This window comes from Bradyrhizobium huanghuaihaiense (assembly GCF_025200885.1).
GTDB classification, from domain to species: Bacteria; Pseudomonadota; Alphaproteobacteria; order Rhizobiales; family Xanthobacteraceae; genus Bradyrhizobium; species Bradyrhizobium huanghuaihaiense.
The window spans coordinates 1,627,621-1,651,846 of the sequence record NZ_CP104172.1 but is presented as its reverse complement, the minus strand read 5'-3'; the positions used below and the strand labels follow the sequence as shown (position 1 = coordinate 1,651,846).

Below are 24,226 nucleotides of genomic sequence, written 5' to 3'. Positions count from 1 at the left end.
TCGAACCCGGGCTATGCGGCGAGCATGGCACGACGGAACCCTCGGAGTCACGGCAGCGTTTGGCTAACCCCCAGAGAAACTTAACCTAATCCCACCAGCTGGCGAATGCCGGCAGGTGTGATGCCCGCGCTGCGCAACTCCCGCAGCCCCGTCGAGCGGCTGGATTTCGACAGCTTCCGTCCCTCCTCATCACGAATCAGCGCGTGGTGGCGGTAGGCGGGTTCCGGCAGGCCAAGCAGGACCTGGAGGAGGCGGTGGACCGACGTCGCATGAAACAGGTCCTGGCCCCGCACGATCTCGCTGACGCCCTGAAGCGCGTCGTCAACGACCACCGACAGATGGTAGCTGGTCGGCGTCTCCTTGCGGGCCAGGATCACGTCGCCCCAGGCCTCCGGTCGCGCCGGGACGGTGCCGTTCTCGCCGTCGGCTCCCTCGCCGAGCTCGTTCCAGCTCAGGCCATCGACGCGGCGGCCGGCGGCCGCCATGTCGAGCCGGAGCGCGTAGGGCGCGCCCGAGGCGATCAGTCGTGCCCGCTCGCCTGAGGACAGCGATTTGGCGTCACCGGGATAAAGCGGTGCGCCGTCGGGATCGCGCGGCCACGGCCCGTCGGCCTCTCGCGCGGTCACCAGCCTTGCGATCTCGGCGCGGCTTTCAAAGGCGGGATAGACGAGGTCCAGCGCGGAGAGTCTTTCGAGCGCAGCGCGATAGTCGGACAGATGCTCCGACTGCCGCCGCACCGGCGTCTCCCAGGCGATCCCGAGCCAGGCGAGGTCCTCGTAGATCGCGGCTTCATATTCCGGCCGGCAGCGCGTCGCATCGATGTCCTCGATCCGCAGCAACAGCCGCCCGCCGGTCTCGCGCGCCCGATCGAAGTTGAGCAGCGCGGAATAGGCGTGGCCGAGATGCAGGAGGCCGTTCGGGCTCGGGGCAAATCGGAAAACGGGTGGCATGAATTCTCTCAAGACTCGTCATTGCGGGCTTGACCCGGCAATCCATCTTCCATGACTCTGTTACGATAGGAGATGGATGGCCGGGTCAAGCCCGGCCATGACGCCGGAGAGAGCTTACCGAGCCACATGACCATCCATCTCGAATCCCAGTCCGACCTCGAAGAAGCCGTCCACGCGCTGATCAAGCGCGATCCACGGCTCAAGCCCGTGCTCGAGACCGCGGGCATGCCGGCGTTGCGGCGGCGCGAGCCGGGCTTTACCGGGCTCGCGCACATCGTCTGCGGCCAGCAGCTTTCAACCGCCAGCGCATCGGCGATCTGGGGGCGGTTGTCCGCCGCCTTTGATCCGTTCGACCATGATGCCGTGCGCCGTGCCCGCACCGACCGGCTGGGGCGGCTCGGCCTATCCGCCGCCAAGATCAAGACGCTGAAGCATCTGGCACGCGAGATCGGTGCGCAGCGGCTGAACCTCGACGTGCTGGCGGAGGAAGATGCCGACGCCGCGCACCACACGCTGATCTCGCTACCCGGCATCGGGCCGTGGACGGCGGATGTCTATCTGTTGTTCTGCCTCGGCCATGGCGATGCCTGGCCGGCCGGCGACCTCGCCGTCCAGGAGGGCATCAAGATTGGCCTCGGCCTCAAGGCGCGGCCGACGGAGAAGCAGATGGCGCCACTCGCCGAGCCCTGGCGTCCCCTGCGCGGCGCGGCGGCGCATCTGTGGTGGAGCTATTATCGCGCGGTGAAGAAGCGCGAGGGCGTGCTCGCCGGCCAAGCCTGATCATCACAAGTTTATCGTGTCCCGGACGCGGTGCGGCACGAAGTGACGCGCCGCAGAGCCGGGACCCCTGAGCTTCGCGAGATGGATGCATGGGCCCCGGATCAGCAGCGCATCACTGCGTGCTGCGCTGCGTCCGGGGCACGAGACCCTACCCTCGCAGCCGCTCGCGGTCGGCGCGGGCACACTCGGCCACGAAGTCGACGACGGCGCGCACCGCGGACAGCTCGACCAGATCGGGATGAGCGAGCAGCCAGAGGTCGGCGACGCTGACGAGCTTCTGCGGCGCGACGCGCACGAGGTCCGGATAGCTTTCCGCGACGAAGCAGGACAGCGCGGAGATTCCGATCCCCGCGCGCACCGCCGCCAGCATGTCGCCTTGCGACGAGCAGCGCATCACCATGGTGCCCTGGCGCGTGATCGCATCGCTCCAGCGCGCCAGCTGCGCGTTGGAATCCTGGTCGGCAAAGCCGATCACGCGGTGCCCCTTCCACTCGCCGCTGCGCTCCGGCAGGGAGCGGCCGGCGGCATAGTCGCGCGAGGCATAGAAGCCGGTGCCGAGCCGGCCGATCTTGCGGCCGACCAGGTTTTCCTCGCCGCTGTCGACCGGGCGCAGCACCACGTCGGCCTCCCGGCGGCGCACGCTGGCCGGAAACGGATGGGTGATGATCTCGAGCCGGATATGGTCATGCGCGCCCAGAAAGGACGGCAGCCGCGGCATCAGCCAATGCGAGGCCAGCGTCGCGCCGATCGACAGCTTGACCGTGCCGCGCGCCTTGCGCCCGCCGGCGCCAACGGCCGCCTCGGCCCGGAGCGCGGCAGCCGCCATGGCTTCCGCGTGCTCGCGCAGCGTACGTCCGTCGGCGGTGAGCACGAAGCCATCCGCGGCACGCGCCAGCAGCTTGGTGCCGAGCTGCGCCTCCAGCGCCGCGACCTTGCGGCTGACGGTCGGATGGCTGGCGTGCAGACGCTTTGCCGCAGCCGTGAAGCTGCCGGTATCGGCAACCGCGACGAAGGTCTTGCAGAGATCCCAGTCCACCGGCGGCTCCGTTCAAATCTGAATATGCGCATGTTCAATATTGAACGATCCCGCGCCCGCCGTTCAACCCTATAGTGCGGTCAAACCGCCAGGCAGGACACTCTGCCGGCGCGACAAATCGACATGGAAGCGCTCACCATCGGCCGCAAGGACCGGCGATGCGCGTTATCAGGAGGATCGGATGGCACTGCCCGCCCTGCTCAAGAACAATCTGGAGCTGCCCGTCGTCGGCTCGCCGCTCTTCATCGTCTCCGGACCGGAGCTGGTGATCGCCCAGTGCAAGGCGGGAATCGTCGGCTCGTTTCCCGCGCTCAATGCCCGGCCGGTCGAGAAGCTCGACGAATGGTTGAGCCGGATCGAGGACGAGCTCGGCGAATACAAGTCGCGCAATCCCGGCAAGAAGGTCGCGCCCTACGCCGTCAACCAGATCTGCCATGCCTCCAACGACCGGCTGATGAAGGACATGGAGACCTGTGTGAAGCACAAGGCGCCCATCATCATCACCTCGCTGCGGCCGCCGGCGGAGATCGTCGAGGCCGCGCACTCCTATGGCGGTCTCGTGTTCCACGACGTCATCAACGTCAAGCACGCGCGCAAGGCCGCCGAGCAGGGCGTCGACGGCCTGATCCTGGTCTGCGCCGGCGCCGGCGGACATGCTGGCACGCTGTCGCCCTTCGCCCTGGTGCGCGAGGTCAAGCAATGGTTTGGCGGCGCGATCCTGCTGTCGGGCGCGATCAGCGACGGCTTTGGCATCGCCTCCGCGCTGACGCTGGGCGCCGACCTCGCCTATATGGGCACGCGCTTCATCGCCACGCAGGAAGCCAACGCCGACGAAGCCTACAAGTCGGCGCTGACGCAGCATGCCGCGCACGACATCATCTACACCAACCTGTTCACCGGCGTGCACGGCAATTACCTCGGGCCCTCGATCGCCGCCGCCGGCCTCGATCCGGACAATCTTCCCGCCGCCGATAAGTCGAAGATGAATTTCGGCTCCGGCGGCAACATGAAATCCAAGGCGTGGCGCGACATCTGGGGATCGGGCCAGGGCATCGGCCAGATCATGGACGCACCGCCGGTCGCAGAGCTCGTCGGCCGGATGAAGGGCGAATTCGATCAGGCCCGGCAGGACTTCCTGATGCGCGCCAGCGCCTGACGGCTGAGACTGACAGAAAGAAAAACGGGAGGACATCATGAAGCTGGCAGCCGCGCTGATCGGCCTGTCGTTGCTGACGCTCGCAACCGGGACCGCCCGTGCCGAAGGCGGCGACGAGATCCGCATCGGACAGACCCTGCCCTATAGCGGCCCGGCCTCCGGCTTCGGCGCGATCGGACGGACGCAGGAGGCGTTCTTCGAGAAGGTCAATGCCGAAGGCGGCATCAACGGCCGCAAGGTCAAGTTCATCACGCTGGACGATGCCTATTCGCCGCCGAAGACGGTGGAGCAGACCCGCAAGCTGGTGGAGCAGGACGAGGTGCTGATGATGTTCGGCTCGCTCGGCACCGCCACCAACAGCGCCGTGCAGCGCTACCTCAACGGCAAGAAGGTGCCGCAGCTGTTCGTGCTCTCAGGCGCGACGAAATGGGCCGATCCGCAGAAATATACATGGACCATGCCCGGCATGGCCGCCTACGAATCCGAAGGCGTGGTCTATGCCAAGCACGTGCTGCGCACCAAGCCCGGCGCGAAGATCGCGATCCTGTCCCAGAACGACGATTTCGGCCGCGACTATGTCGCCGGCTTCAAGCGCGCGCTCGGCGAGAAAGGCGCCAGCATGATCGTGGCGGAGCAGACCTACGAGACCAGCGCGCCGACGATCAGCTCGCAGCTCTCGACGCTGAAGGCATCGGGCGCCGACGTGCTGTTCGGCGTCGTGCTCGGCAAGTTCACCTCGCAGATGATCAAGGGCGTGGCCGAGATCGGCTGGAAGCCCGAGCTGTTCTTCGTGCCGACCTCGGCCTCGTCGATCTCGTTCCTCGAGCCGGCCGGGCTCGACAACGCGGTCGGTCTGATCTCGTCGAGCAACCAGAAGGACACGATGGACCCGCAATGGGCCAGCGATCCCGGCGTGAAGGAGTACTTCGCCTTCATGAAGCAGTACATGCCGACCGCGGACCTCTCCAATTCCAACTACGCTGCCGGCTACCACTATGCGACGCTGCTGATGACGGTGCTGAAGGCATGCAAGGATGATTTCAGCCGCGACAACATCATGCGTCAGGCCGCATCGCTCAAAGAGGTGAAGCTGCCGCTGCTGCTACCGGGCATGTCTGTCACCACCGGCCCCGATGACTATCTGCCGTTCCAGCAGCTGCAGCTCCGCCGCTTCAACGGCAAGAGCTGGGTCGGGTTCGGCGACGTGCTGGACGATCGCTAGACTGGAACAAGGTAAGGACACGCCATGATCATCAGCGGCGAACGGCGAATCGGCTACGACGAGATCCAGATCCGCATCAGACTGGCGGCGAGCGGGCTCCGCGCTCTCGGCCTTGCCGAGGGCGTTCCGGTCGCCATGATGCTGCGCAACGATTTCGCGCTGTTCGAGGTGGTCGCGGCCTCTGCCGCGCTGGGCAGCCCGGTGGTGCCGATCAACTGGCATCTCAAGGCCGAGGAGGTCCGCTACATCCTGACCGACAGCGGGGCGAAGATCCTGGTCTGCCATGCCGATCTGCTGCCGCAGATCCGCGCCGGCCTGCCCGAGGATGTCCACCTGCTCGTCGTCGCGACGCCGCCCGAGCTCGCGGCGACTTTCGCCGTTCCGCCCGAGCTGACCGAAGTCCCGGCGGGCCTGACCGATTGGGACCGCTGGCGCGGCGGTCATCCGGAAAATCAGGAGCCGCCGCGCCGGGCCGCGGCGATGATCTACACGTCGGGGACCACGGGCATGCCGAAGGGCGTGCGGCGGATGCCGATGCAGCCCGAACAGGCGGCCGCCTCCGAGCGCGTCGGCGCGATCGCCTATGGCATCAAGCCGCGGGACAACCAGGTCGTGCTGATCAACGGCCCGATGTATCACTCGGCGCCGCACTCCTACGGCATGCTGGCGTTCCGCAGCGGCTGCACCATCGTCCTTCAGGCGCGGTTCGACGCCGAGGAGCTGCTGGCGCTTATCGAGCGCCACCGGGTCACGCACATCCACATGGTGCCGACCATGTTCGTCCGGCTGCTGCGGCTGCCCGAGGCTGTAAGACGGCGCTACGATCTCTCCTCGCTGCGCTTCGTGGTGCACGGTGCCGCGCCCTGCCCGCCCGAGGTGAAGCGCGCCATGATCGAGTGGTGGGGACCCGTGATCAACGAATATTTCGGCTCGACCGAGACCGGCATCCCGGTGTGGCACTCGGCCGAAGAGGCGCTGAAGAAGCCGGGCACGGTCGGCCGCGCGATCGAAGGCGGCATCGTCAAGATTTTTCGCGATGACGGCAGTCTCTGCGGTGTCAATGAGGTCGGCGAGATCTACATGCGCCAGACGGCGGTGCCCGATTTCGACTATCACGGCAAGGCGCAGGCGCGGGCAGAGGCCGGGCGCGACGGTCTCGTCAGCGTCGGCGACGTCGGCTATCTCGACGAAGACGGCTATCTGTTCCTGTGCGACCGCAAGCGCGACATGGTGATATCAGGCGGCGTCAACATCTATCCCGCCGAGATCGAGAACGTTCTGATCGCAATGCCCGGCGTGCGCGACTGCGCCGTGTTCGGTATCCCCGACGCCGAATTTGGCGAGCGACTGTGCGCCTGCATCGAGCCGGAGACGGGCGCGCAGCTCTCCACCGCCGCGGTGCAGGCCTTTCTGCGCGAGCGATTGGCCAACTTCAAGGTGCCGAAGGAGGTCCAGTTCCTGGATGCGCTGCCCCGCGAGGCGACCGGGAAGATCTTCAAGCGCAAGCTGCGCGATCCCTATTGGGCGGCGTGATCAGGTCCGCGTCCCGGCTCGGTGATCGATGCCGCGGCAAGCATGCCGCCGGCGATCAGCGAGCGTCGCCTAAAGGGCACGCGAAGGGGCGACGCGTACCGAGTTGCAAAGATGCGTCAACGGGACGTATCGGCCATGGTTCCTGCGCATCGTCACGTCACGTGATGTTCGTAACGGCGCCCATTGCCGCACCCACTGCGCGTTGCTTAGGCGCGCTTTGATCGCCATCGCGGAGCAACCAATCGGAATCTCGTCTGTTGTCGCCCGGCACAATCAACCGTCGGAGGACAACAATGTCACGTCTACCCATTCTCGCCGCAACGCTCCTGCTGCTCGGGTCAGTGCCCGTCAGCGCACAGTCGCAGCCCGCGCAAAGCGGGCCGGGCAACAACGCGATCAACAGTTCCGATCATAACAATTCGAACGCCCCGGTCGCGGGCCGCAACAGCTTCACCGAAGGCCAGGCGAAATCGAAGATCGAGGCCGCCGGTTATTCCAACGTATCCGTCCTGCAGAAGGACAACGACGGCGTCTGGCGCGGCAAGGCCGACAAGGCCGGGACCAAGACCGACGTGAGCGTCGACTTCCAGGGCAACGTGAACCCCATTAAGTAAGCGGAGGATGCAACATGACCACCACCATTTCCCGACTCTATGACAACTATTCGGATGCGGAACGTGCAGTCACCCGTCTCGAGGCCGCGGGGGTGCCGCACTCCGACATCAGTATCGTCGCCAACAATTCCGACAACTGGTACGGCACCTCGACCCGCAAGGTCGATCGCGATCGCGACGGCGTCGACGACCGCGCCGAAGGTGCGGGCACGGGTGCCGGCGTCGGCGCGGGTCTCGGAGGCGCGGCGGGCCTGCTGGCGGGACTGGGATTGATGGCTATTCCTGGACTCGGACCCGTCGTCGCTGCCGGCTGGCTGGCATCGACCGCGGTAGGCGCGGCGGCCGGCGCTGCCACTGGCGGCATCGTCGGTGCGCTGACTGAGGCCGGCGTGTCCAGGGACGATGCGTCTCGCTACGCCGAGGGCGTCCGCAGGGGCGGAACGCTGGTTTCGGTGAAGGTCCCCGATCAGGACCGCTCGCGTCTCGATGCCCTTCTGCACGAGAGGTCGGTGAACCTGCAGGACCGGAGCGCTGCCTGGAAAAAGTCCGGCTGGACCAGCTTCGATGCCGCCAGCCCGCCGCTGTCCCCCGATGATGTCGGGCGCGAACGCGAGTTGTATGGCGCGGGCACCCGAAGATAGTTGGCTTGCCACCTGTAGAGTGACAGGCAATTCCACTCGCAAAGAAAGGCTCCGCTGAAGTGGAGCCTTTCCCTTGTGCATGCCCCGCAGCAGCAAACAGCGTTTAAAACTATGTTGAGGTTGCAAACGGGGCGCGCATAGCCGATGAGATGCCGGTGCGGATCAGAGCCGGGATCGACATCATGACAGCCACCGACTTCATCGTTGCACGGGACAATCTCGAAACCTGCAAGACGATCGCAACCGGGCTTCCCGCGGCAGACGCGCTCCCGCAGGACGCACTGCTCGTCAAAGTCGAGCGCTTTGCGTTCACCGCCAACAACATCACCTATGCGGTGATGGGCGACGAACTGAAATACTGGCAGATCTTTCCCGCGCCGCAGGGTTTTGGCAACATTCCGGTATGGGGCTTTTGCGAGGTGATCGCCTCGAAACATCCGAACGTGCCGGTTGGCGAACGCCTGTTCGGCTATTTCCCGATGGCGACGCATCTCGTGATCGAGGCGACCGACGTCAGCAAGCGGGGCTTGCGCGACGGCGCCGCGCACCGGCAGGGCGTTGCGCCCGTCTACAATGCCTATGCGCGCGTCGGCGGCGACCCCGCTTACGCGGGGCGGCAGGGCGATTACCAGGCGCTGCTGCGGCCGCTGTTCATGCTGTCGTTCCTGGTCGACGACTTCCTCGCCGAGAACGACGATTTCGGCGCACGCGCCGTGCTGCTGTCGAGTGCCTCGAGCAAGACCGCATTCGGCCTTGCACATCTGCTTCACACGCGCGGCCGCAAGGCGATCGGCCTGACCTCGTCAAGCAATACCGGCTTTGTCACCTCGCTCGGCTGCTATGACGAGGTCGTCACCTATGACCGCGTGACGTCGCTGCCGTCGGACGCACCGGTTGCCTTCGTCGACATGGCCGGCAACAGCGCGCTGCGCACCACGCTGCACCGACATTTCGGCGACCAGATGAAATGCTCGGTACGCGTCGGATTGACGCATCGCGCGACCGATGCCGACGAAGGCGTCCTGCCCGGCGCAAAGCCGCGCTTGTTCTTCGCGCCCGACCACATCCGCAAGCGCGCCAAGGAATGGGGTCCGGGCGGCATCGAGCAGCGCCTTGGTGCGGCCTGGGCCGGCTTCGCGCCGATGTTGGAGCGATGCTTGACCGTGATCGAGAGCCGTGGGCCCGAGGCAGTGCGGCAGGTCTATCTCGACACGCTGCAGGGCCGCATTCCGCCGGAGCAGGGCCATATGCTCTCGCTGCTCGGGTAAAGCGCTTTTGACATGGATTGATCCGGTATAGCGTTCGATCTCAGAGGAAACGCCGCGAAGACGGCCACGAGGTCGCCAATGCTGGACAGGACGAAGGATATTTCCGTCGCCGCACAGGCCTGGCTCGACGATTTCGAGCGGACGCTGGGCAAACCCGATCGCGAAGCACTCACCCGCCTATTCGTCGCCGAATGTTTCTGGCGCGATGTGCTGGCACTGAGCTGGAACCTGCAAACGATCGCCGGCCACGATGCAGTCGCTCGGGCGCTGACAGCACTCGCACCAAAGGCCGCGCCGGCCAATTTCAAGATCGCACCGAACCGCGCGCCGCCGCGCTGGGTGACGCGCGCCGGCACGAACAACATCGAAGCCATCTTCAGTTTCGAGACCGCGATAGGCCGCGGCAGCGGCATCGTGCGGCTCATCCCTGATGCCGCCGACGGCGACCGCCTGAAGGCATGGACGCTGCTCACCGCGCTCGACGAATTGAAGAGCTTCGAGGAGCAGCTCGGCACCTTGCGGCCGCGCGGTCAGGCCTATTCGCGCGATTTCCGCGGACCGAACTGGCTCGACCTGCGCAACGCCTCGCGCGACTATTCCGATCGCGATCCGGCCGTGCTGGTGGTCGGCGGCGGCCAGGCCGGGCTCGCGATTGCGGCGCGGCTGAAGCAGTTGAAGGTCGACACCCTGATCGTCGATCGCGGGATGCGGATCGGCGACAATTGGCGCAAGCGCTATCACGCGCTCACCCTGCACAATCAGGTGCAGGTCAATCACCTCCCCTACATGCCGTTTCCGCCGAACTGGCCGGTCTATATCCCCAAGGACAAGCTCGCCAACTGGTTCGAAGCCTATGTCGATGCCATGGAGCTGAACTTCTGGACCGGCACAGAGTTCGAGGGCGGCTCTTACGAAGAGACCAAGGGCCACTGGACCGTCACCCTGCGCCGCGCCGACGGCAGCAGACGCACCATGCATCCGCACCATGTGATCATGGCGACCGGGGTCAGCGGCATCGCCAATATCCCCGACATTCCGACCCTAGACAATTTCAAGGGCACGCTGGTGCATTCCAGCCGCTACGAGGACGGCGAGAACTGGACAGGCAAGCGCGCCATCGTCATCGGCACCGGCAACAGCGGCCACGACATCGCACAGGATCTGCATTCCAGTGGCGCCGAGGTGACGCTGGTGCAGCGTTCGCCGACGCTGGTCACCAATATCGAGCCGTCGGCGCAGCTGGCCTACGCGACCTACAATGAGGGTACGCTCGAGGACAACGATCTGATCGCGGCCTCGATGCCGACGCCGCTCGCCAGGAAGACGCATGTGATGCTGACCGAGCAGTCGAAGCAGCTCGACAAGGAGCTGCTCGACGGCCTCTCGCGCGTCGGCTTCAAGCTCGACTTCGGCGAGGCCGGCACCGGCTGGCAGTTCAAATACCTCACCCGCGGCGGCGGCTATTATTTCAACGTCGGCTGCTCCAACCTGATCGTCGAGGGCGCGGTCAAGCTCAGGCAGTTTTCCGACATCGAGCGCTTCCTCGCCGAGGGCGCGCGGATGACGGACGGCTCGACCATTGCCGCCGATCTGATCGTGCTCTCCACCGGCTACAAGCCGCAGGAATATCTGGTGCGGAAATTGTTCGGCGACGCAATCGCCGACCGCGTCGGCCCGATCTGGGGCTTTGGCGACGGCTTCGAGCTGCGCAACATGTATGCGCGCACGAAGCTGCCCGGCCTCTGGTTCATCGCCGGCAGCCTCGCGCAATGCCGCATCAACTCGAAATACCTCGCGCTCCAGATCAAGGCGATCGAGGAAGGGATGCTGGGGCGCGAGGTGAGTGCAACTTGAGCCCCCGTCATTGCGAACCACCGGGTCCGCGCACAGCGCGGCCCGATGACAGGCTCCGCGAAGCAATCCAGACCGTCTCCGCGGAAGGATTCTGGATTGCTTCGCTGCGCTCGCAATGACGACGCGGATGCAGGCGAGCACGACAGAGACAGCGAGAGGAAGGGACACCCATGCCAGCCATTCTCGGCAGCGGCGAGCACCGCTACCGCGTCGTCGAAAATTTCGCCAAGCTTCCCGACGGCTGGACGCTGACCGACGTCGCCTCGGTCGCGGTCGACAGCAAGGACCGAATCTACGTGTTCAACCGCGGCGCCCATCCAATGGTGGTGCTGGACCGCGAGGGCAATTTCCTCCGCAGTTGGGGCGAAGGCCTGTTCTCCCGTGCGCACGGCCTGCATATCGATGCGGACGACAATCTCTACTGCACCGACGACGGCGACCACATGGTGCGCAAATGCACCACCGACGGCAAGGTACTGCTGACGATCGGCATCCCCGCAAAGCCGGCGCCGTTCATGAGCGGCGAGCCATTCCACCGCTGCACCCACACCGCATTGTCGCCGAAGGGCGAGATCTACGTCTCCGACGGCTATGGCAATGCGCGCGTGCACAAGTTCACGCCCGACGGCAAGCTGATCAAGAGCTGGGGCGAGCCGGGCACCGATCCCGGCCAGTTCAACATCGTGCACAATATCGCGACCGATGCCGACGGTTGGGTCTATGTCGCAGACCGCGAGAACCATCGCGTGCAGGTGTTCGACGGCGAGGGCAGATACGAGACGCAGTGGAACAATTTGCACCGGCCCTGCGCGCTGTGCTGCTGCGGCGGGGCCAAGCGCCCAACCTTCGTCATTGGCGAGCTCGGCCCCGGCCTCGACATCAACCGCAACGTGCCCAATCTCGGCCCGCGGCTGTCGATCGTCGATGCGCAGGGCAAACGCATCGCGCGGCTCGGTGGCGAGGAAGGTCCGGGTGTTGCCAGCGGCAGGTTCCTGGCGCCGCACGGCATCGCGCTGGATTCGAAGGGCGACATCTATGTCGGCGAGGTCGGCGTGACCAACTGGAAGGCGAGCTTTCCGGACGAGGAAATGCCCGCCGTGGTGCGTGCGACGCGGTGCCTGCAGAAGCTGGAGCGGGTGCCGGAATGAGGTATCAGCGACCGCCCGGCGGTTCCGGCCGGCCTCGCCGGCCCCTCGCCGAATCACGGCGTTTTTGGGCGCTTCGCCACCCCGCCGCCGCATTGGCTGAGGCTGAATAAGTCTCTCGGCGGGCTTCACAATCCCGTCACGCTGCATGTAGTATGTCAGTACATGCTGCTTCGCAGCGTACATTGGAGGCCGGGAGCGTTACTTGAACGCACATGTCTCGCAAGGCAGTTGGCCGGTGTTGGTGCTGAATGCGGACTTCCGGCCGCTGAGTTACTACCCACTGTCTCTGTGGTCGTGGCAGGACGCGATCAAGGCGGTGTTTCTCGACCGCGTCAACATCGTTGCACATTACGATCAGGCGGTTCGAAGTCCGACGTTAGAGATGCAGTTACCGAGCGTCGTCTCGCTCAAATCCTTCGTCAAGCCGACCACCCATCCCGCCTTCACCCGTTTCAACGTCTTCCTCCGCGACCGCTTCAATTGCCAATATTGCGGCTCGCCCGAAGACCTCACCTTCGATCACATCATCCCGCGCAGTAAAGGCGGCCAGACCACCTGGGAGAACGTGGTCGCGGCATGCTCGCCGTGTAACCTGCGCAAGGGCAACCTCACTCCGGCGCAAGCCAAGATGTTTCCGCGCCAGAGCGCGTTCGCGCCGACCGTGCACCAGCTCCACCGCAACGGCCGGCTGTTCCCGCCGAACTATCTGCACGACAGCTGGCTGGATTATCTGTACTGGGATACGGAGCTGGATCCGTAGGGTCTGGTCTCACACCCCAATCGCATTCCGCGCCACCACGTCGCGATAGAACGCCGCGCTCAGCTTCGGCACCCTCGCCTGTGTCTCGAAGTCGACCCGATACAGGCCGAACCGCTTCCCGTAGCCGAAGATCCATTCAAAATTGTCCATCAGGCTCCAGAGGAAATAGCCGCGGATCGGCACACCCTCGCTGATCGCGCGCTGCATCTGGGTCAGGTAGTTGCGCAGGAACATGATGCGGTCGAGGTCGTAGACCTGGCCGTCGGCGGCGATCCTGTCCTCGGACGAGGTGCCGTTCTCGCTGATGTAGATCGTCTCGATGTTCCAGATTTTCGCGGCAAGGCGCGGGGCCCAGTAGATCACCTCGGGGCCGACCCGCAGCCATTCCGAATTCATGTGCGGGAACGAGGTCGGGAACGGCAGCACGTGGAAGCCCGGCGCGCGGTCGGTGGCGGTGACGTAGAATTGCGGCGCGTAGATGTTGAGGCCGACGAAGTCGTTCGGCGTGCCGATGATCTTCAATTCCTCGGGCGTGAACTTCGGCGCGTTCGCGCCGGCATAGGCGAGGAAGCCGTCGGTATACTTTCCCTCCAGCACCACGCCGAGAAAGCCGGCATTGAGCTCGCGCGTCGCGATCTCGGCGGCGCGGATGTTGTCCGGCGTCGCGATCGCCGGCACGCAGGCGGCGATGTTCTCGGCCGCGCCAACGCGCGTGCCGGCCCGCCCGGAGGCGCGGATCGCCTGCACGGCAAGCCCGTGCGCCAGCGCGACGTGATGGCGGGCCTGGTTGAGCTGCGCGGTCGGCAGCTTCAGGCCAGGCGCATCGATGCCCCAGCCATAACCGAAATTCACGAAGCGCCCAACCTCGTTCACGGTGAAGACGGTCTTGACGCGATCGGTCAGGCGTGCGGCGACGTAGGCGGCATAGTCGGCAAAGGCTTTTGACGTGTCGCTCGACTGCCAGCCGCCGACGCGGTCCTGCAGCGCCTGCGGCAGGTCCCAGTGATACAGCGTGGCGTAGGGCTCGATGCCGTTTGCGAGCAGCTCGTCGACGAGGCGGTTGTAGAAATCGAGCCCTTTTGGATTGGGCTGGCCCGATCCCTCCGGGAATACGCGTGGCCATGCGATGGAGAAACGATAGGCCTTGACGCCGAGCGCCTTGATCAGCGCGACGTCCTGCTTGTAGCGATGATAATGCTCGTTGGCGCGATCGCCGGTCGAGCCGTCCTCGATCTTGCCGGGCGTATGGCTGAAGATGTCCCAGATCGACTTGCCGCGGCCGTCCTCGTTGACGGCGCCTTCGATCTGGTAGGACGAGGTCGCCGTGCCCCACAGGAAATCCTTGGGGAAAGGCGCGGGCCCGTGACGGTCAGTGGTCTCGGCAGCCCTTGCACCCATTGCCGCGCCAAGCGCGGCGAGACCCGCAAGCCCTGCAAATTCGCGCCGCGAGACTTTTCCGGACATCGCTATCTCCGCGCCTGCTCCATATCGATCTGATAGACGGATATCCGGTCGATCTCGAAGGCCACGCTCGGCGGCGATTCCGCGTCGACCGGTCCCACGCCAATAAAGAACTTCGATCCGATCGCCAGGTTGACGATCATGTACATGGGATCGTCGAAGCCGATCGGCACCTTGATGTCGGACACCGGCCGACGGTCGATGAAATAGACCAGGCGATCCTCCTCCCACAGCACACCGTAATTGTGGAAGGTGTTCGAAGCATCGCCGACTGCGAAATCGAAGCCGCAGGACTGGATCTTCTGGGTCGACGGGACCCGCCAGTGCGTGGTCATCACGAGGTCCCCAGGCCGCTCGCCGCGGCCTTCCAGCACGTCGACTTCCGGCGGCCAGCCGCCGTCGTCCGCCAGCATCCAGAAGGCAGGCCACACCGCATGGCCGACCGGGACTTTTGCGCGGATTTCGAAATAGCCGTGCTTCTGCGCGAACGATCCCTGCGTCGTCAGGATCCCCGAGATGTACTCGTTGTTGAACAGAACGGATTTCAATTCCGGCGGCGTGCGGCTGGCGACGATGGAGAGCACGCCGTCCTCGACCTTGAACGGATCGAGCCCGAGCGGCGCCGCCCCGCGGCCGGCGTAACGCGGATCGACATAGATCTGCTGCTCGCCATTGGCGCTGGTCTTGCGCTTGAAGTCGGAGCCGTCGCCGCCCCAGTAGCGCGCCTCCGGCCACGCCGCACCGCCGGCATAATGCGGCACCCAGCGACCTGTCGCGAGCGGATGCTCGTTGAAATCGTCGTTGAACGTCCGGCGCAGCGTCAGGAACGCGAGCGACGAGGGATTGACCCTCTCCAGCCTGCGGCACTCGATCGTGGAAGGATCGGTCGTCACCTGCAGCGATACCGTGCCGGGCGCGTCACCGAGATCGTCCTGCGCCACGACAGGCGCAGGCACGACCGACAGACCGATCGCGACCAGAGCACCCTTCGTCCAACGGTCGATCATCACCGCACATCGAACATGCCAGGAAACCACACTGAAATTACCTTGCCTGTCCCTGAACGGGCAAGCGCACCGATCCGACGCCCCCGGGCGATTTCGCAAAGACATCTTGACCGCTCACGCCGATAGGCCCGGAAGCGCATCATCAGCACAAGCCTGATGACGAATCCGGGCAGATTCTCGCGCCAGGGACCGCTCCGCCGCCGAAATCCTTCCGGATTCCTTACCGTCCCTTAAGCCTCCAATGGCAGCCTTGCAGGGATCTGCGGACCTGCCCGGCCGGTCGCCAGTCCGTCAGGTATGAGGTTGCCGCCGCCATGCTCGCCGAAACACTGGAAGGAGTTCGGCTCTCGCCGTCGAAGCGGGCGACCTATGTGCGTCTCGTGCTGGCCGCGCTGACGGCGATCGTCGCTTTCAAGACCTTCTGGTTCGCCCGCTGGGGCGGCTGGACCGACCGCAAGCTCGCCGATTTCGACGCCTTCCACATCGTCGCGCAGCGCGCCTGGCGCGGCGACCTCGACCAGGTCTATCACTTCGAGGCCCTGCTGAAGATGCAGATGGAGGCCGCCGGCGGCGCGACCGGCTTCATGCCCTGGACCTATCCGCCGCAATACGATCTCCTGCTTGCGCCGTTCGCGTTGCTGCCGGTCGGCCTCGCCTATCTGCTGTTCACGGCCGCAACACTCGCGCTTTACCTCGCGGTGCTGCGCAAGATCGCGGACGTAAATTTCGCGCCGGTGCTGGTGATCCTGTTTCCGGCGCTGGCGATCACCATCGGCGCCGGGCAGAACGGCTTTCTCACCGGCGCGCTGATCGCGCTGGTCTGCCTCAGCGTCGAACGGCGGCCGCTTCTCGCGGGCCTTGCCCTCGGCGCCATGGTGATCAAGCCGCACCTTGCCATCGCCGTCGGCGTCTATCTGCTGGCGACGCGGCGCTGGGTCGCGCTTGCGACCGCGGCAGCCGTTGTGCTGGCGAGCTCGCTGCTCTGCACGCTCCTGTTCGGCTGGCAGATCTGGACGGCCTGGCTGGGCGCGATCAGGGAATCGGCGAGCTATCTCGAGCAGGGTTCCTATCCGCTCTATCGCATGATCTCGGCCTATGCCGCGCTCTACGAAGCCGGCCTTCCGGCAAATATCGCCTTTTGGGGCCAGGTGACCGTTGCAGGGCTGGCCTTGCTCGCCGTCCTCATCGGCACCGCACGGGGCACGTCGTCCAGATTCGCGCTTGGCATTGCGGTGATGGTGTCGGTGATGATCAGCCCTTACGCGTATGATTACGACTTGCCGATGCTGGGGATCGGTCTTGCTTTGATCCTGCCCGATCTCGCCACGCTGGCGAGCCCGCGCGAGCGCAGCTGGATGTACGGGTTGATCCTGCTCGCCGGCGCCTATGGGCTACTGCAATCGGCACGGCTGGCCGTGCAAGTCGAGCAGACAGCCGATCCCAGTCGGCATTTCACACCCGCCATTGGCGGCTTCGCGTTGATGGCACTACTGCTTTTCCTGCTCGGACTGCTGTGGAGACGGACACAGCCTGCACCGGCCTCGCCGCAGGCCGCACAACACCACGTCTAGGCGCGCTGCAATGCCAGCGTCACGCCGCCGAGCGTGAGCGCCATCGCCGCCCATTCGCGCAGGCCCAGCGGCTCGCCGAGGATGATTGCAGCGGAGATCACGCCGATCACGGGGACAATCAGCATGCCGGTCGACGCCGCGGTCGGCGGCAGGCGGCGCAGCGTCTCGAACCAGGTGACGTAGCAGAGGCCCATCGGCACCAGCGTCATGTAGACGAAGCAGCCGAGGCCCAGCGGGGTGATCGCCGAGACGTCCGGGTGCTCGAACAGCACGCCGAGAATCAGCATGGTGGCGCAGCCGAGCCCGACCTGCCAGGCGACGACGACCAGCGGCGGCATCGGCAGCGGCTTGCGATTAAGCACGTTGCCCAGCGCGAACAGGATGGCGCAGAGCAGCGCCAGGACGATGCCCAAGAGCTTGTCGGCGCCGAAGGCGAAGCCGTGGCCGCTCAGCAGCAGCGCAACGCCGGCAACGCCGAGGGCGAGCCCGAAACCATCCCGCAACGTGGGCCGGGTGTGCAGCACCGGCCAGGCGAACAGCATGGCCCAGATCGGCATGGTATAGGCGAGCAGCGCCCCTTCGCTCACGGTCACGTATTTCATTGCGACCGTGCCGAGCCCCATCCAGGCAAAGACATTGGTTAGGGTCGCAAACAGCAGCCGCGGGATCGCCTCCCGCGGCACGGCAAACGCCTCCTTCCGGCTCAGCGCCAGGATCCCGAGAATGACCGCGGCGCAGACACCGGCGAGCCCGCGGGCGAACAAGGGCGGCCATTGCTGGAGCAACAGCTTCATCAGCGGCCAGTTCAGCGCCCAGCCGAACGCCGTCACGCAGAGGCAGAGAGAGCCGATCGTCCTGTCGCGCCGCGCCGAATCCATGGCTAGCGCTTAGCAGGCGGACGCTGGCCGCTCCACCTCGGCTGGCGCATCCAGGCCATCGCAGAGCAGGGAACCCGAAGCCAGGCCGCCCGTTCACAGGGGAGGCCCGACGCTTTCGGATACACCGCGGGAGCGGTATCCGGGCCCGCCACAGCACAAGGGGAGACGCCTCATGCCCACCGCCGAGAAGGACCACGTCTACAAGATCCTGGAGCTGGTCGGATCATCCGAGACCTCGATCGAGGATGCGATCAAGAACGCGATCGGCCGCGCCGCCAAGACCGTCCGCGAGATGAAATGGTTCGAGGTGGTGCAGACGCGCGGTCACATCGAGAACAATTCCGTGCGCCACTACCAGGTGACGCTGCGGGTCGGATTTACGCTGGAGGGATGACGCGGCCGATGCCGGGCAAAACCGCCACGCCGCGGCAGCGTGGTTAACATCTGCCGACGACAGTCGATCAAGATCTATCGACCCGCCCCGGTTGAATACGGACCGCGCACAATCATCGCGGATATTGCAACAGGCCGTTAAGTCCAAAGTGAGAGGTTTGCTCCGATTTGGAGCAAGCCCGATGGTCACGAGCCGCGAACTCGGCAAGACGCGCCTTCCGCTCTGGGCGGCGGGTTTCGTCGTGCTCATCTGCGTGACGATCCTCGGCTTGAGCGCCTGGCGCGAATGGGAGACGCGAAATGCCGATCTCAGGAACGCCGAGATCGACATGGCAAATCTCGCGCATTCGCTGATTCAGCACGCGGACGACACGTTCGAGCTCGCCGATACGATCCTGGTCGGGCTGGTTCATCGTCTCGAACTCGACGGGATGGGTCCCGACACGATCGAGAAGCTCCAGACCTATCTGCCGACCCGCAAATCATCGGACCGCATCCGCGGCATCTTCGTCTATGACGAGACCGGCCGCTGGCTCGCCACGACCGAGCAGATCGATTTCTCCAGACTCAACAACAGCGACCGCGAATATTTCCAGCGGCACCGCGACTCTCCGGAAAAGGGCACGCTGATCGGGCGGCCCATCAAGAGCCGCGCCGGCGGTCAGTGGATCATCACTGCGTCGCGCCGGATCGACCGCCCCGACGGCAGCTTCGCCGGCGTCGCCCTGCTCACGATCGACGTCGCCTATTTCGTCAAATTCTACGAGCGCTTCGACGTCGGGCCGAACGGCTCGGCGTCGCTGCTGAACAATGACGGCATCATGCTGGCGCGCAGCCGCGACGAGAGCGGCGTCTTCGTCGGGCGCGACCTGTCGAAGGCGCCGTTGTTCAGGGAGTGGAAAAAGCGGCCGGTCGCGGCCGTCTACTATTTCAAGTCGCCGCTCGATGGCGTGCAGCGGCTGAGCTACTACCAGCGCAGCAGCCGCTATCCGCTGATGGTGCTGGCGAGCAAGTCGCAAGACGATGTGCTGACGCCCTGGCGACGCGCGGCCGTCACGCGCGTAACCTTCGTCCTCGGACTCGTCCTGTTGATCGCGGTGATCGGCTACTATCTGGTCCGACAGCTGTCGCAGCGCCAGCGCATGGCACAGGCGCTGGCCGCCAACGAAGCCCATTTCCGCCTGCTTGCCGAGCAATCCAGCGATATGGTGACCCGGATCGGGCTGGATAACCGCCTGCTCTACGTCTCTCCATCATGCCAGCGCATGATCGGCTGGTCGCCCGACGAGCTTCTCGGCAAGTCGGCCGTGGCCGGCATCCACGAGGAGGACATGGAACGGGTCGAGCAGGCCATCACCGCGCTGAAGAACGGCGAGGCCGAGGAGGCGAGGTTCGTCTACCGCCAACGCCATCGCGAGAACGGCGATATCTGGGTCGAAGCGGCCCTGCACGTGACACGGGCTTCCGACAGCGGCGAGATCGACGGCGTTGTTGCGGTCGTGCGCGACATGACCGAGCAGAAGGACCTTCAGGACAAGCTCGCCGCGCTTGCAACGACCGACGGCCTCACCGGCCTTGCCAACCGGCGCACGTTCGACGAACGCCTCACTGATGAATGGGCGCGCGCGCGGCGCGACGGCACGCAGCTTTCCCTCCTGCTGATCGATGTCGATCATTTCAAGAAGTTCAACGACCACTACGGACACCTGGCGGGCGACGGGTGCCTTCGCGCGCTGAGCCGGATCCTATCCGCTCACGCCAGGCGCCCCGCCGATCTCGCCGCCCGCTACGGCGGCGAGGAGTTCGCCGTGCTGTTGCCGGACACCGGCCCGGACGGCTGCGCCGAGGTCGGCGAAGCGATTCGCCAGGCGCTGCGCGATCTCGCAATGCTGCATGCGCAAAACCCGCCCTCTCGCCTGGTGACCGTCAGCGTAGGCGCCGCGGCAAGCCTCCCATCGGAAACCACTGCGGACGCCAGCACGCTGGTCGCGGCTGCCGACCGCGCGCTCTACGCCGCCAAGGACAACGGCCGTGACCGGCTGGTGATGTCGGGACAGGTCGTCCCCTGGCCGGCGAAGACCGCGTGACGGGATCGACCTCTCACCAGGCGCAACGAACGCTGCGGCGTGCACCACAACCGTAGAGACAGTCCCGGGTTTGTCCTCAGTCCGCCGGCGCGATATGACTGCAGTCACGGCCGGATGTTCGGCCACTCCAAGAGTGCTGTTGTGACCGACGGAATCAAGCTCGTCCTGTTCGACATGGACAACGTGCTTTGCGACTATGACAGGGCCAAGCGCGTCGCCTGTCTGGCGGAGCTGGCGGGGACGACCAGCGAATTCATCCACGAGGCGATCTGGGACAGCGGCTTCGAGGCGCTCGGCGATTCCGGCGCGCTCGATGCTGCGGATTACCTGCGAGGCTTCGGCGAACGCATGCGCTATCCGCTGTCGCTCGACGAGTGGGTGCAGGCGCGACGCCGTTCGATGCAGGCGAATGCCGAGATGCTGGAGATCGTCCGCTGCCTGCGCAAGACCGTCGATGTTGCGGTCCTGACCAACAACACCACGCTAGTCGCCGACCATATCGACGCGCTGCTGCCCGATCTGCGTCCGCTGTTCGGCTCGAGGATCTACGCCTCGGCCCGGTTCAAGACCGCGAAACCGGACCCGCGCTGCTATCGCCGCTGTCTGTCCGAGCTCAACCTGATGCCGCAGACCGTGCTGTTCGTCGACGATCTCATGGCCAATGTTACTGGCGCGCGCGAGGCGGGGCTGCTCGCGCATCACCATACGTCGGTAGAGGTTTTCAGGCAGGCTCTCTCGGATTATGGCCTGCTTCATGGATGAATATGCGTAACAGCGTAACGCCGATGAAGGCGTCCAGGCAGGCTCGGTCCCGGCGCGTCACCTGTCGCGATTGGGGACCCATTCCTCCGCGGTCGAGTCCCAATGGTGGGTATCGTCGAAGTGCCGCCATGGGGGCTGCTGTGGTTTGGGCTCGGCGGGCTTGTTCCGCGGTTGGGGCATGAGCGCGCCAAGCCTCATCGTCCAGTCACGAGCGCTCTGTTCCCAGTACGGCCTGTTGAAGGGCGTCAGCATCGGGGCCTCCTAAGAAGCGTCGCCATTCTAGCACCATCGGAGGCATGTGGTGTAAGATGCTTCACAGTCCGAAATGTTTTTTTCCGCTTACTCCTTCGCCCAAGAAGCTGCCGGGGATCCATGCCGCCCATGGAAGCGTCGAACGCGGGGGCGCCGGCCTTCGTTTCGAGGGGCCGGATTCCAGGCCGGCGAGCACTGGGACGTCCGATGCTCAACTTCCGTACAGATAGTTCGGCAGCCACAGCGTCAGGCCGGGCCAGATGTACATGAATACCATGCAGACGATCACGATCAGCATGTAGGGCATCATGCCGGAGAAGATCTGGTTGAGCGTGACGTGCTTTGGCGCCACGCCCTTCAGATAGAACGCCGACATCGCCACGGGCGGCGACAGGAATGCGGCCTGGAGGTTGACGAAGACCAGCACGCCCCACAGGACCGGATCGATGTTGAAGTGTTTCAGCATCGGCAGGAAGATCGGCACGAAGATCACGATGATCTCGGTCCATTCCAGCGGCCAGCCGAGCAGGAAGATGATCGCCTGCGACAGGATCATGAACTGGACCGGCGACATGTTGAGCGAGAGCACCCAGCTTTCGAGGAGCGCCTGGCCGCCGAGGATCGCGAACACCGCCGAGAACAGCGCCGAGCCCACGAAAAGCCAGCACACCATCGAGGTGGTCTTGGCGGTCAGGAACACCGCTTCCTTGGTGCGCTTCCAGTCCAGCGTCCGGGCCTGGAACGCGAGCAGGAAGGCGCCGGCCGCGCCCACTGCCGCCGATTCCGTCGCGGTGGTGATGCCGAACAGGATCACGGCGAGCACGACCACGGTCAGGATGCCGAGGGGCATCACGGACATGACCAGGAGCCGCAACACCTCGAACTGCTCGGCCTCCATGGTCCAGTAATAATAGAGCAGCATGAGCGCGAAGATGCCGGCGACGACGGCAAAATAAGTATAGAACTCGGGCGGCGGTCCGGACTCCACGGGCGCGGCCGTGGTCTTGCCCCGCAATTCGGCACTGCCCATCTGCTGGAGCACCTCGGGCTCGTTCGTCGTGGACCTCTCCGACCGGCTGGCGGCGCCGCCGAGCTCCTCGAGCTTGTCTTCGGCGCTCTCCTGCTGCTGGGCGCCCGCGCCGAGCGGCTGGAGCGTCTCCTCCGCGCGAGGCTGTTGCTGCGTCGCGGCCGCGACCGGCGTTTGAATGTCGGCCTGCTGGTGGATCACGACGTACCACCAGGTGACCCAGAGCGTTGCGAGCGTGAGGACCAGCGGCACCAGCGCGTAGCCGAGGCTCTTCACGAGCGTTGAATAGGTGACGCGGGCGCCATCGACGCCGGCGCTGACGATCCTGGCGGGCGCCAGCAGCGCCGCAACGAGTGCCGGCAGCACTTTGCGCGAATAGGCTTGCTGCAGCGTGACGAGCCACGGACGGACCGGAACCTTGATTTCGCTTTCGGGAAGCTTCGGCGCAATCTTCGGATTGAGCAGCGCCCAGCCGACGATGTAGACGAGATAGAGGAAGGCCAGGAAGAAGCCCGGAAACATCGCCGCCGCGTAGAGCTTCACCACCGACTGTCCGGCCACGGCCGCGTAGACGATGATCATCACCGAGGGCGGAATCAGGATGCCGAGCGTGCCGCCGGCGGTGATGACGCCGGAGGCGAGCTTGACGTCATAGCCGGCCTTCAGCATCGGATTGAAGGCGATGACGCCCATCAATACCACGACCGCGCCGACGAGCCCGCTTGCGATGCCCCAGAACGTGCAGACGATCAGCGTCGCCACCGCGAGCGAGGCAGGCACGCGGCGGAAGGCGAGCTGGATCGAGTAGAACATCTTGTCGACCAGCGCGCCGCGCTCCATGACGTAGCCCATCAGCACGAACAGCGGGATCGAGATCAGGACGTCGTTGGTCATCGCACCATAGGTGCGCTGAACCATCAGATCGAAGATGTGATTGTCTCCCCAGGCTTCGCCCGCCCGGTGATAGGCGAAGAAGCCGAAGAACATGCCGAGCCCCATCAGGGTGAAGGCGGTCGGAAAGCCCATCATGATCACGACCACGATGAGGCCGAGCATCAAGAGTCCGAGTGCCGGATCGCTGATCATCCCTGCAGGTCTCCGCCCATGCCGCGCTGCCGCGCGCTTTCCTCGATGTCCTGCGCGCGTGCGATCGCTGCCGTCCGCGCCTCTTCGTCGACATGCTCGCTGTGCGCAAGCTGCTCCTCGATGACGTCGATTTCGGAGACATCGGCGAGCCGGCTCGGCCAGGCCCCCGTCTTGAGACAGAGCACGCAGCGGGCGATTTCGGCTATGCCCTGCAGCAGCACCAGAGCGCCTGCGAGCGGAATCATGAACTTGAAGTGGTAGACCGGCGGACCCTCGGCGGTGACGTTGGAATGCTCGTTGATGCGCCAGGAATCCAGCGCATAGTCCCATCCCGCATAGACCAGCGCGGCGATGCCGGGCAGGAAGAATGCGAAGTACAGCACGAGGTCGAGGCTCGCCTGGGTGCGCGGCCGCATCGAGGAGTAGAGGAAGTCGCCGCGAACATGCGCGTTCTGGGCCAGCGTATAGGCGCCCGCGATCATGAACAGGGTGCCATACAGCATGTTCGAGGCGTCGAAGATCCAGGCGGTCGGCATGTTGAGGATGTAACGCTTGAAGACCTCGGCGCAGACCAGCGCCATCAGCCCCACGACCAGCCAGGCCGCGAACTTGCCGGTCCACGTGCTGATCGCGTCGATGGTGTACAGAAAGCGCTGCGGATTCATGTGCGTTGCCACCGCCAATCCTGGCGTTACTGCTGCCTAGAGACAAGACAAGCGCCATCCGGGTTGCGGTCCCGG

21 protein-coding genes are annotated in these 24,226 nt (G+C 65.2%); 14 read left to right on the top strand and 7 right to left on the bottom strand.

The annotated features are described in order from the left end of the window. Positions 1-80 precede the first annotated feature (80 nt). A complete protein-coding gene (gene gluQRS / locus N2603_RS07815; RefSeq protein ID WP_260388296.1) occupies positions 81-950 on the bottom strand; it encodes a tRNA glutamyl-Q(34) synthetase GluQRS in 870 nt (289 codons plus the stop codon). Between the two features lie 126 nt (positions 951-1,076). Between gluQRS and N2603_RS07810 the strand changes: the two genes are divergently transcribed. Continuing rightward, positions 1,077-1,730, top strand: a complete 654-nt coding sequence (locus tag N2603_RS07810) for a DNA-3-methyladenine glycosylase family protein (RefSeq protein ID WP_260388295.1) — start codon at positions 1,077-1,079, stop codon at positions 1,728-1,730. Positions 1,731-1,878: 148 nt separating this feature from the next. On the opposite strand, the gene N2603_RS07805 is transcribed toward N2603_RS07810, so the two are convergent. Beyond that, entirely contained in the window at positions 1,879-2,766 is an 888-nt protein-coding gene (locus N2603_RS07805; protein ID WP_260388294.1) for a LysR family transcriptional regulator, read from the bottom strand. Between the two features lie 181 nt (positions 2,767-2,947). Between N2603_RS07805 and N2603_RS07800 the strand changes: the two genes are divergently transcribed. From N2603_RS07800 to N2603_RS07760, 9 genes are all read left to right on the top strand, one after another. Beyond that, on the top strand, positions 2,948-3,922 hold the full coding sequence (locus N2603_RS07800; RefSeq protein WP_260388293.1) for an NAD(P)H-dependent flavin oxidoreductase: 975 nt from the start codon (positions 2,948-2,950) through the stop codon (positions 3,920-3,922). 37 nt (positions 3,923-3,959) lie between these two features. Beyond that, positions 3,960-5,144 carry an ABC transporter substrate-binding protein gene (locus N2603_RS07795; protein ID WP_260388292.1) on the top strand — a complete coding sequence of 395 codons (1,185 nt, stop codon included), beginning with the start codon at positions 3,960-3,962 and terminating at the stop codon, positions 5,142-5,144. A gap of 24 nt (positions 5,145-5,168) precedes the next feature. Next, positions 5,169-6,677 (top strand): acyl-CoA synthetase, encoded by a 1,509-nt coding sequence (locus N2603_RS07790; protein ID WP_260388291.1) that lies wholly within the window; start codon positions 5,169-5,171, stop codon positions 6,675-6,677. A 293-nt stretch (positions 6,678-6,970) separates the two neighbouring features. Beyond that, positions 6,971-7,291 carry a hypothetical protein gene (locus N2603_RS07785; RefSeq protein WP_260388290.1) on the top strand — a complete coding sequence of 107 codons (321 nt, stop codon included), beginning with the start codon at positions 6,971-6,973 and terminating at the stop codon, positions 7,289-7,291. Between the two features lie 14 nt (positions 7,292-7,305). After that, entirely contained in the window at positions 7,306-7,932 is a 627-nt protein-coding gene (locus tag N2603_RS07780) for a general stress protein (RefSeq protein ID WP_018646518.1), read from the top strand. Positions 7,933-8,114: 182 nt separating this feature from the next. Continuing rightward, positions 8,115-9,200: a DUF2855 family protein gene (locus N2603_RS07775; protein WP_260388289.1), complete on the top strand. Its 1,086-nt coding sequence runs from the start codon at positions 8,115-8,117 to the stop codon at positions 9,198-9,200. Between the two features lie 78 nt (positions 9,201-9,278). After that, positions 9,279-11,054 carry a flavin-containing monooxygenase gene (locus N2603_RS07770; protein WP_260388288.1) on the top strand — a complete coding sequence of 592 codons (1,776 nt, stop codon included), beginning with the start codon at positions 9,279-9,281 and terminating at the stop codon, positions 11,052-11,054. Positions 11,055-11,224: 170 nt separating this feature from the next. Further along, complete coding sequence (locus N2603_RS07765) at positions 11,225-12,202, top strand: peptidyl-alpha-hydroxyglycine alpha-amidating lyase family protein (RefSeq protein ID WP_260388287.1); 978 nt, start codon at positions 11,225-11,227, stop codon at positions 12,200-12,202. Positions 12,203-12,404: 202 nt separating this feature from the next. Beyond that, the gene (locus N2603_RS07760; RefSeq protein WP_018646514.1) at positions 12,405-12,962 is read left to right on the top strand and encodes an HNH endonuclease; all 558 of its coding nucleotides are present in this window, start codon (positions 12,405-12,407) and stop codon (positions 12,960-12,962) included. A 9-nt stretch (positions 12,963-12,971) separates the two neighbouring features. Here N2603_RS07760 and N2603_RS07755 read toward each other — a convergent pair whose 3' ends face one another. Together N2603_RS07755 and N2603_RS07750 are read right to left on the bottom strand one after the other, a co-directional pair. Then, on the bottom strand, positions 12,972-14,426 hold the full coding sequence (locus N2603_RS07755) for a GH1 family beta-glucosidase (protein ID WP_260388286.1): 1,455 nt from the start codon (positions 14,424-14,426) through the stop codon (positions 12,972-12,974). A gap of 2 nt (positions 14,427-14,428) precedes the next feature. Further along, positions 14,429-15,430, bottom strand: a complete 1,002-nt coding sequence (locus tag N2603_RS07750; RefSeq protein ID WP_260388285.1) for a glycoside hydrolase family 16 protein — start codon at positions 15,428-15,430, stop codon at positions 14,429-14,431. Positions 15,431-15,744: 314 nt separating this feature from the next. Between N2603_RS07750 and N2603_RS07745 the strand changes: the two genes are divergently transcribed. Further along, positions 15,745-17,001 carry a glycosyltransferase family 87 protein gene (locus N2603_RS07745; protein WP_260388284.1) on the top strand — a complete coding sequence of 419 codons (1,257 nt, stop codon included), beginning with the start codon at positions 15,745-15,747 and terminating at the stop codon, positions 16,999-17,001. On the opposite strand, the gene N2603_RS07740 is transcribed toward N2603_RS07745, so the two are convergent. Beyond that, positions 16,998-17,879: a DMT family transporter gene (locus tag N2603_RS07740; RefSeq protein ID WP_018646509.1), complete on the bottom strand. Its 882-nt coding sequence runs from the start codon at positions 17,877-17,879 to the stop codon at positions 16,998-17,000. The two genes, N2603_RS07745 and N2603_RS07740, sit on opposite strands and share 4 nt — an antisense overlap. Before the next feature lie 172 nt (positions 17,880-18,051). Between N2603_RS07740 and N2603_RS07735 the strand changes: the two genes are divergently transcribed. The 3 genes from N2603_RS07735 (at position 18,052) to N2603_RS07725 (ending at position 21,121) form a co-directional block, all read left to right on the top strand. Further along, entirely contained in the window at positions 18,052-18,273 is a 222-nt protein-coding gene (locus N2603_RS07735; protein WP_260388283.1) for a dodecin, read from the top strand. Between the two features lie 181 nt (positions 18,274-18,454). Further along, positions 18,455-20,359: a sensor domain-containing diguanylate cyclase gene (locus tag N2603_RS07730; protein WP_260388282.1), complete on the top strand. Its 1,905-nt coding sequence runs from the start codon at positions 18,455-18,457 to the stop codon at positions 20,357-20,359. A gap of 114 nt (positions 20,360-20,473) precedes the next feature. Then, a complete protein-coding gene (locus N2603_RS07725; RefSeq protein ID WP_260388281.1) occupies positions 20,474-21,121 on the top strand; it encodes an HAD family hydrolase in 648 nt (215 codons plus the stop codon). A 463-nt stretch (positions 21,122-21,584) separates the two neighbouring features. Here the strand turns inward: N2603_RS07725 and N2603_RS07720 are convergent, their stop codons facing one another. Further along, complete coding sequence (locus tag N2603_RS07720) at positions 21,585-23,483, bottom strand: TRAP transporter large permease (protein WP_026312541.1); 1,899 nt, start codon at positions 23,481-23,483, stop codon at positions 21,585-21,587. After that, entirely contained in the window at positions 23,483-24,151 is a 669-nt protein-coding gene (locus N2603_RS07715) for a TRAP transporter small permease subunit (protein ID WP_260424163.1), read from the bottom strand. The genes N2603_RS07720 and N2603_RS07715 overlap by 1 nt, the downstream gene beginning before the upstream one ends. Between the last annotated feature and the right edge of the window lie 75 nt (positions 24,152-24,226).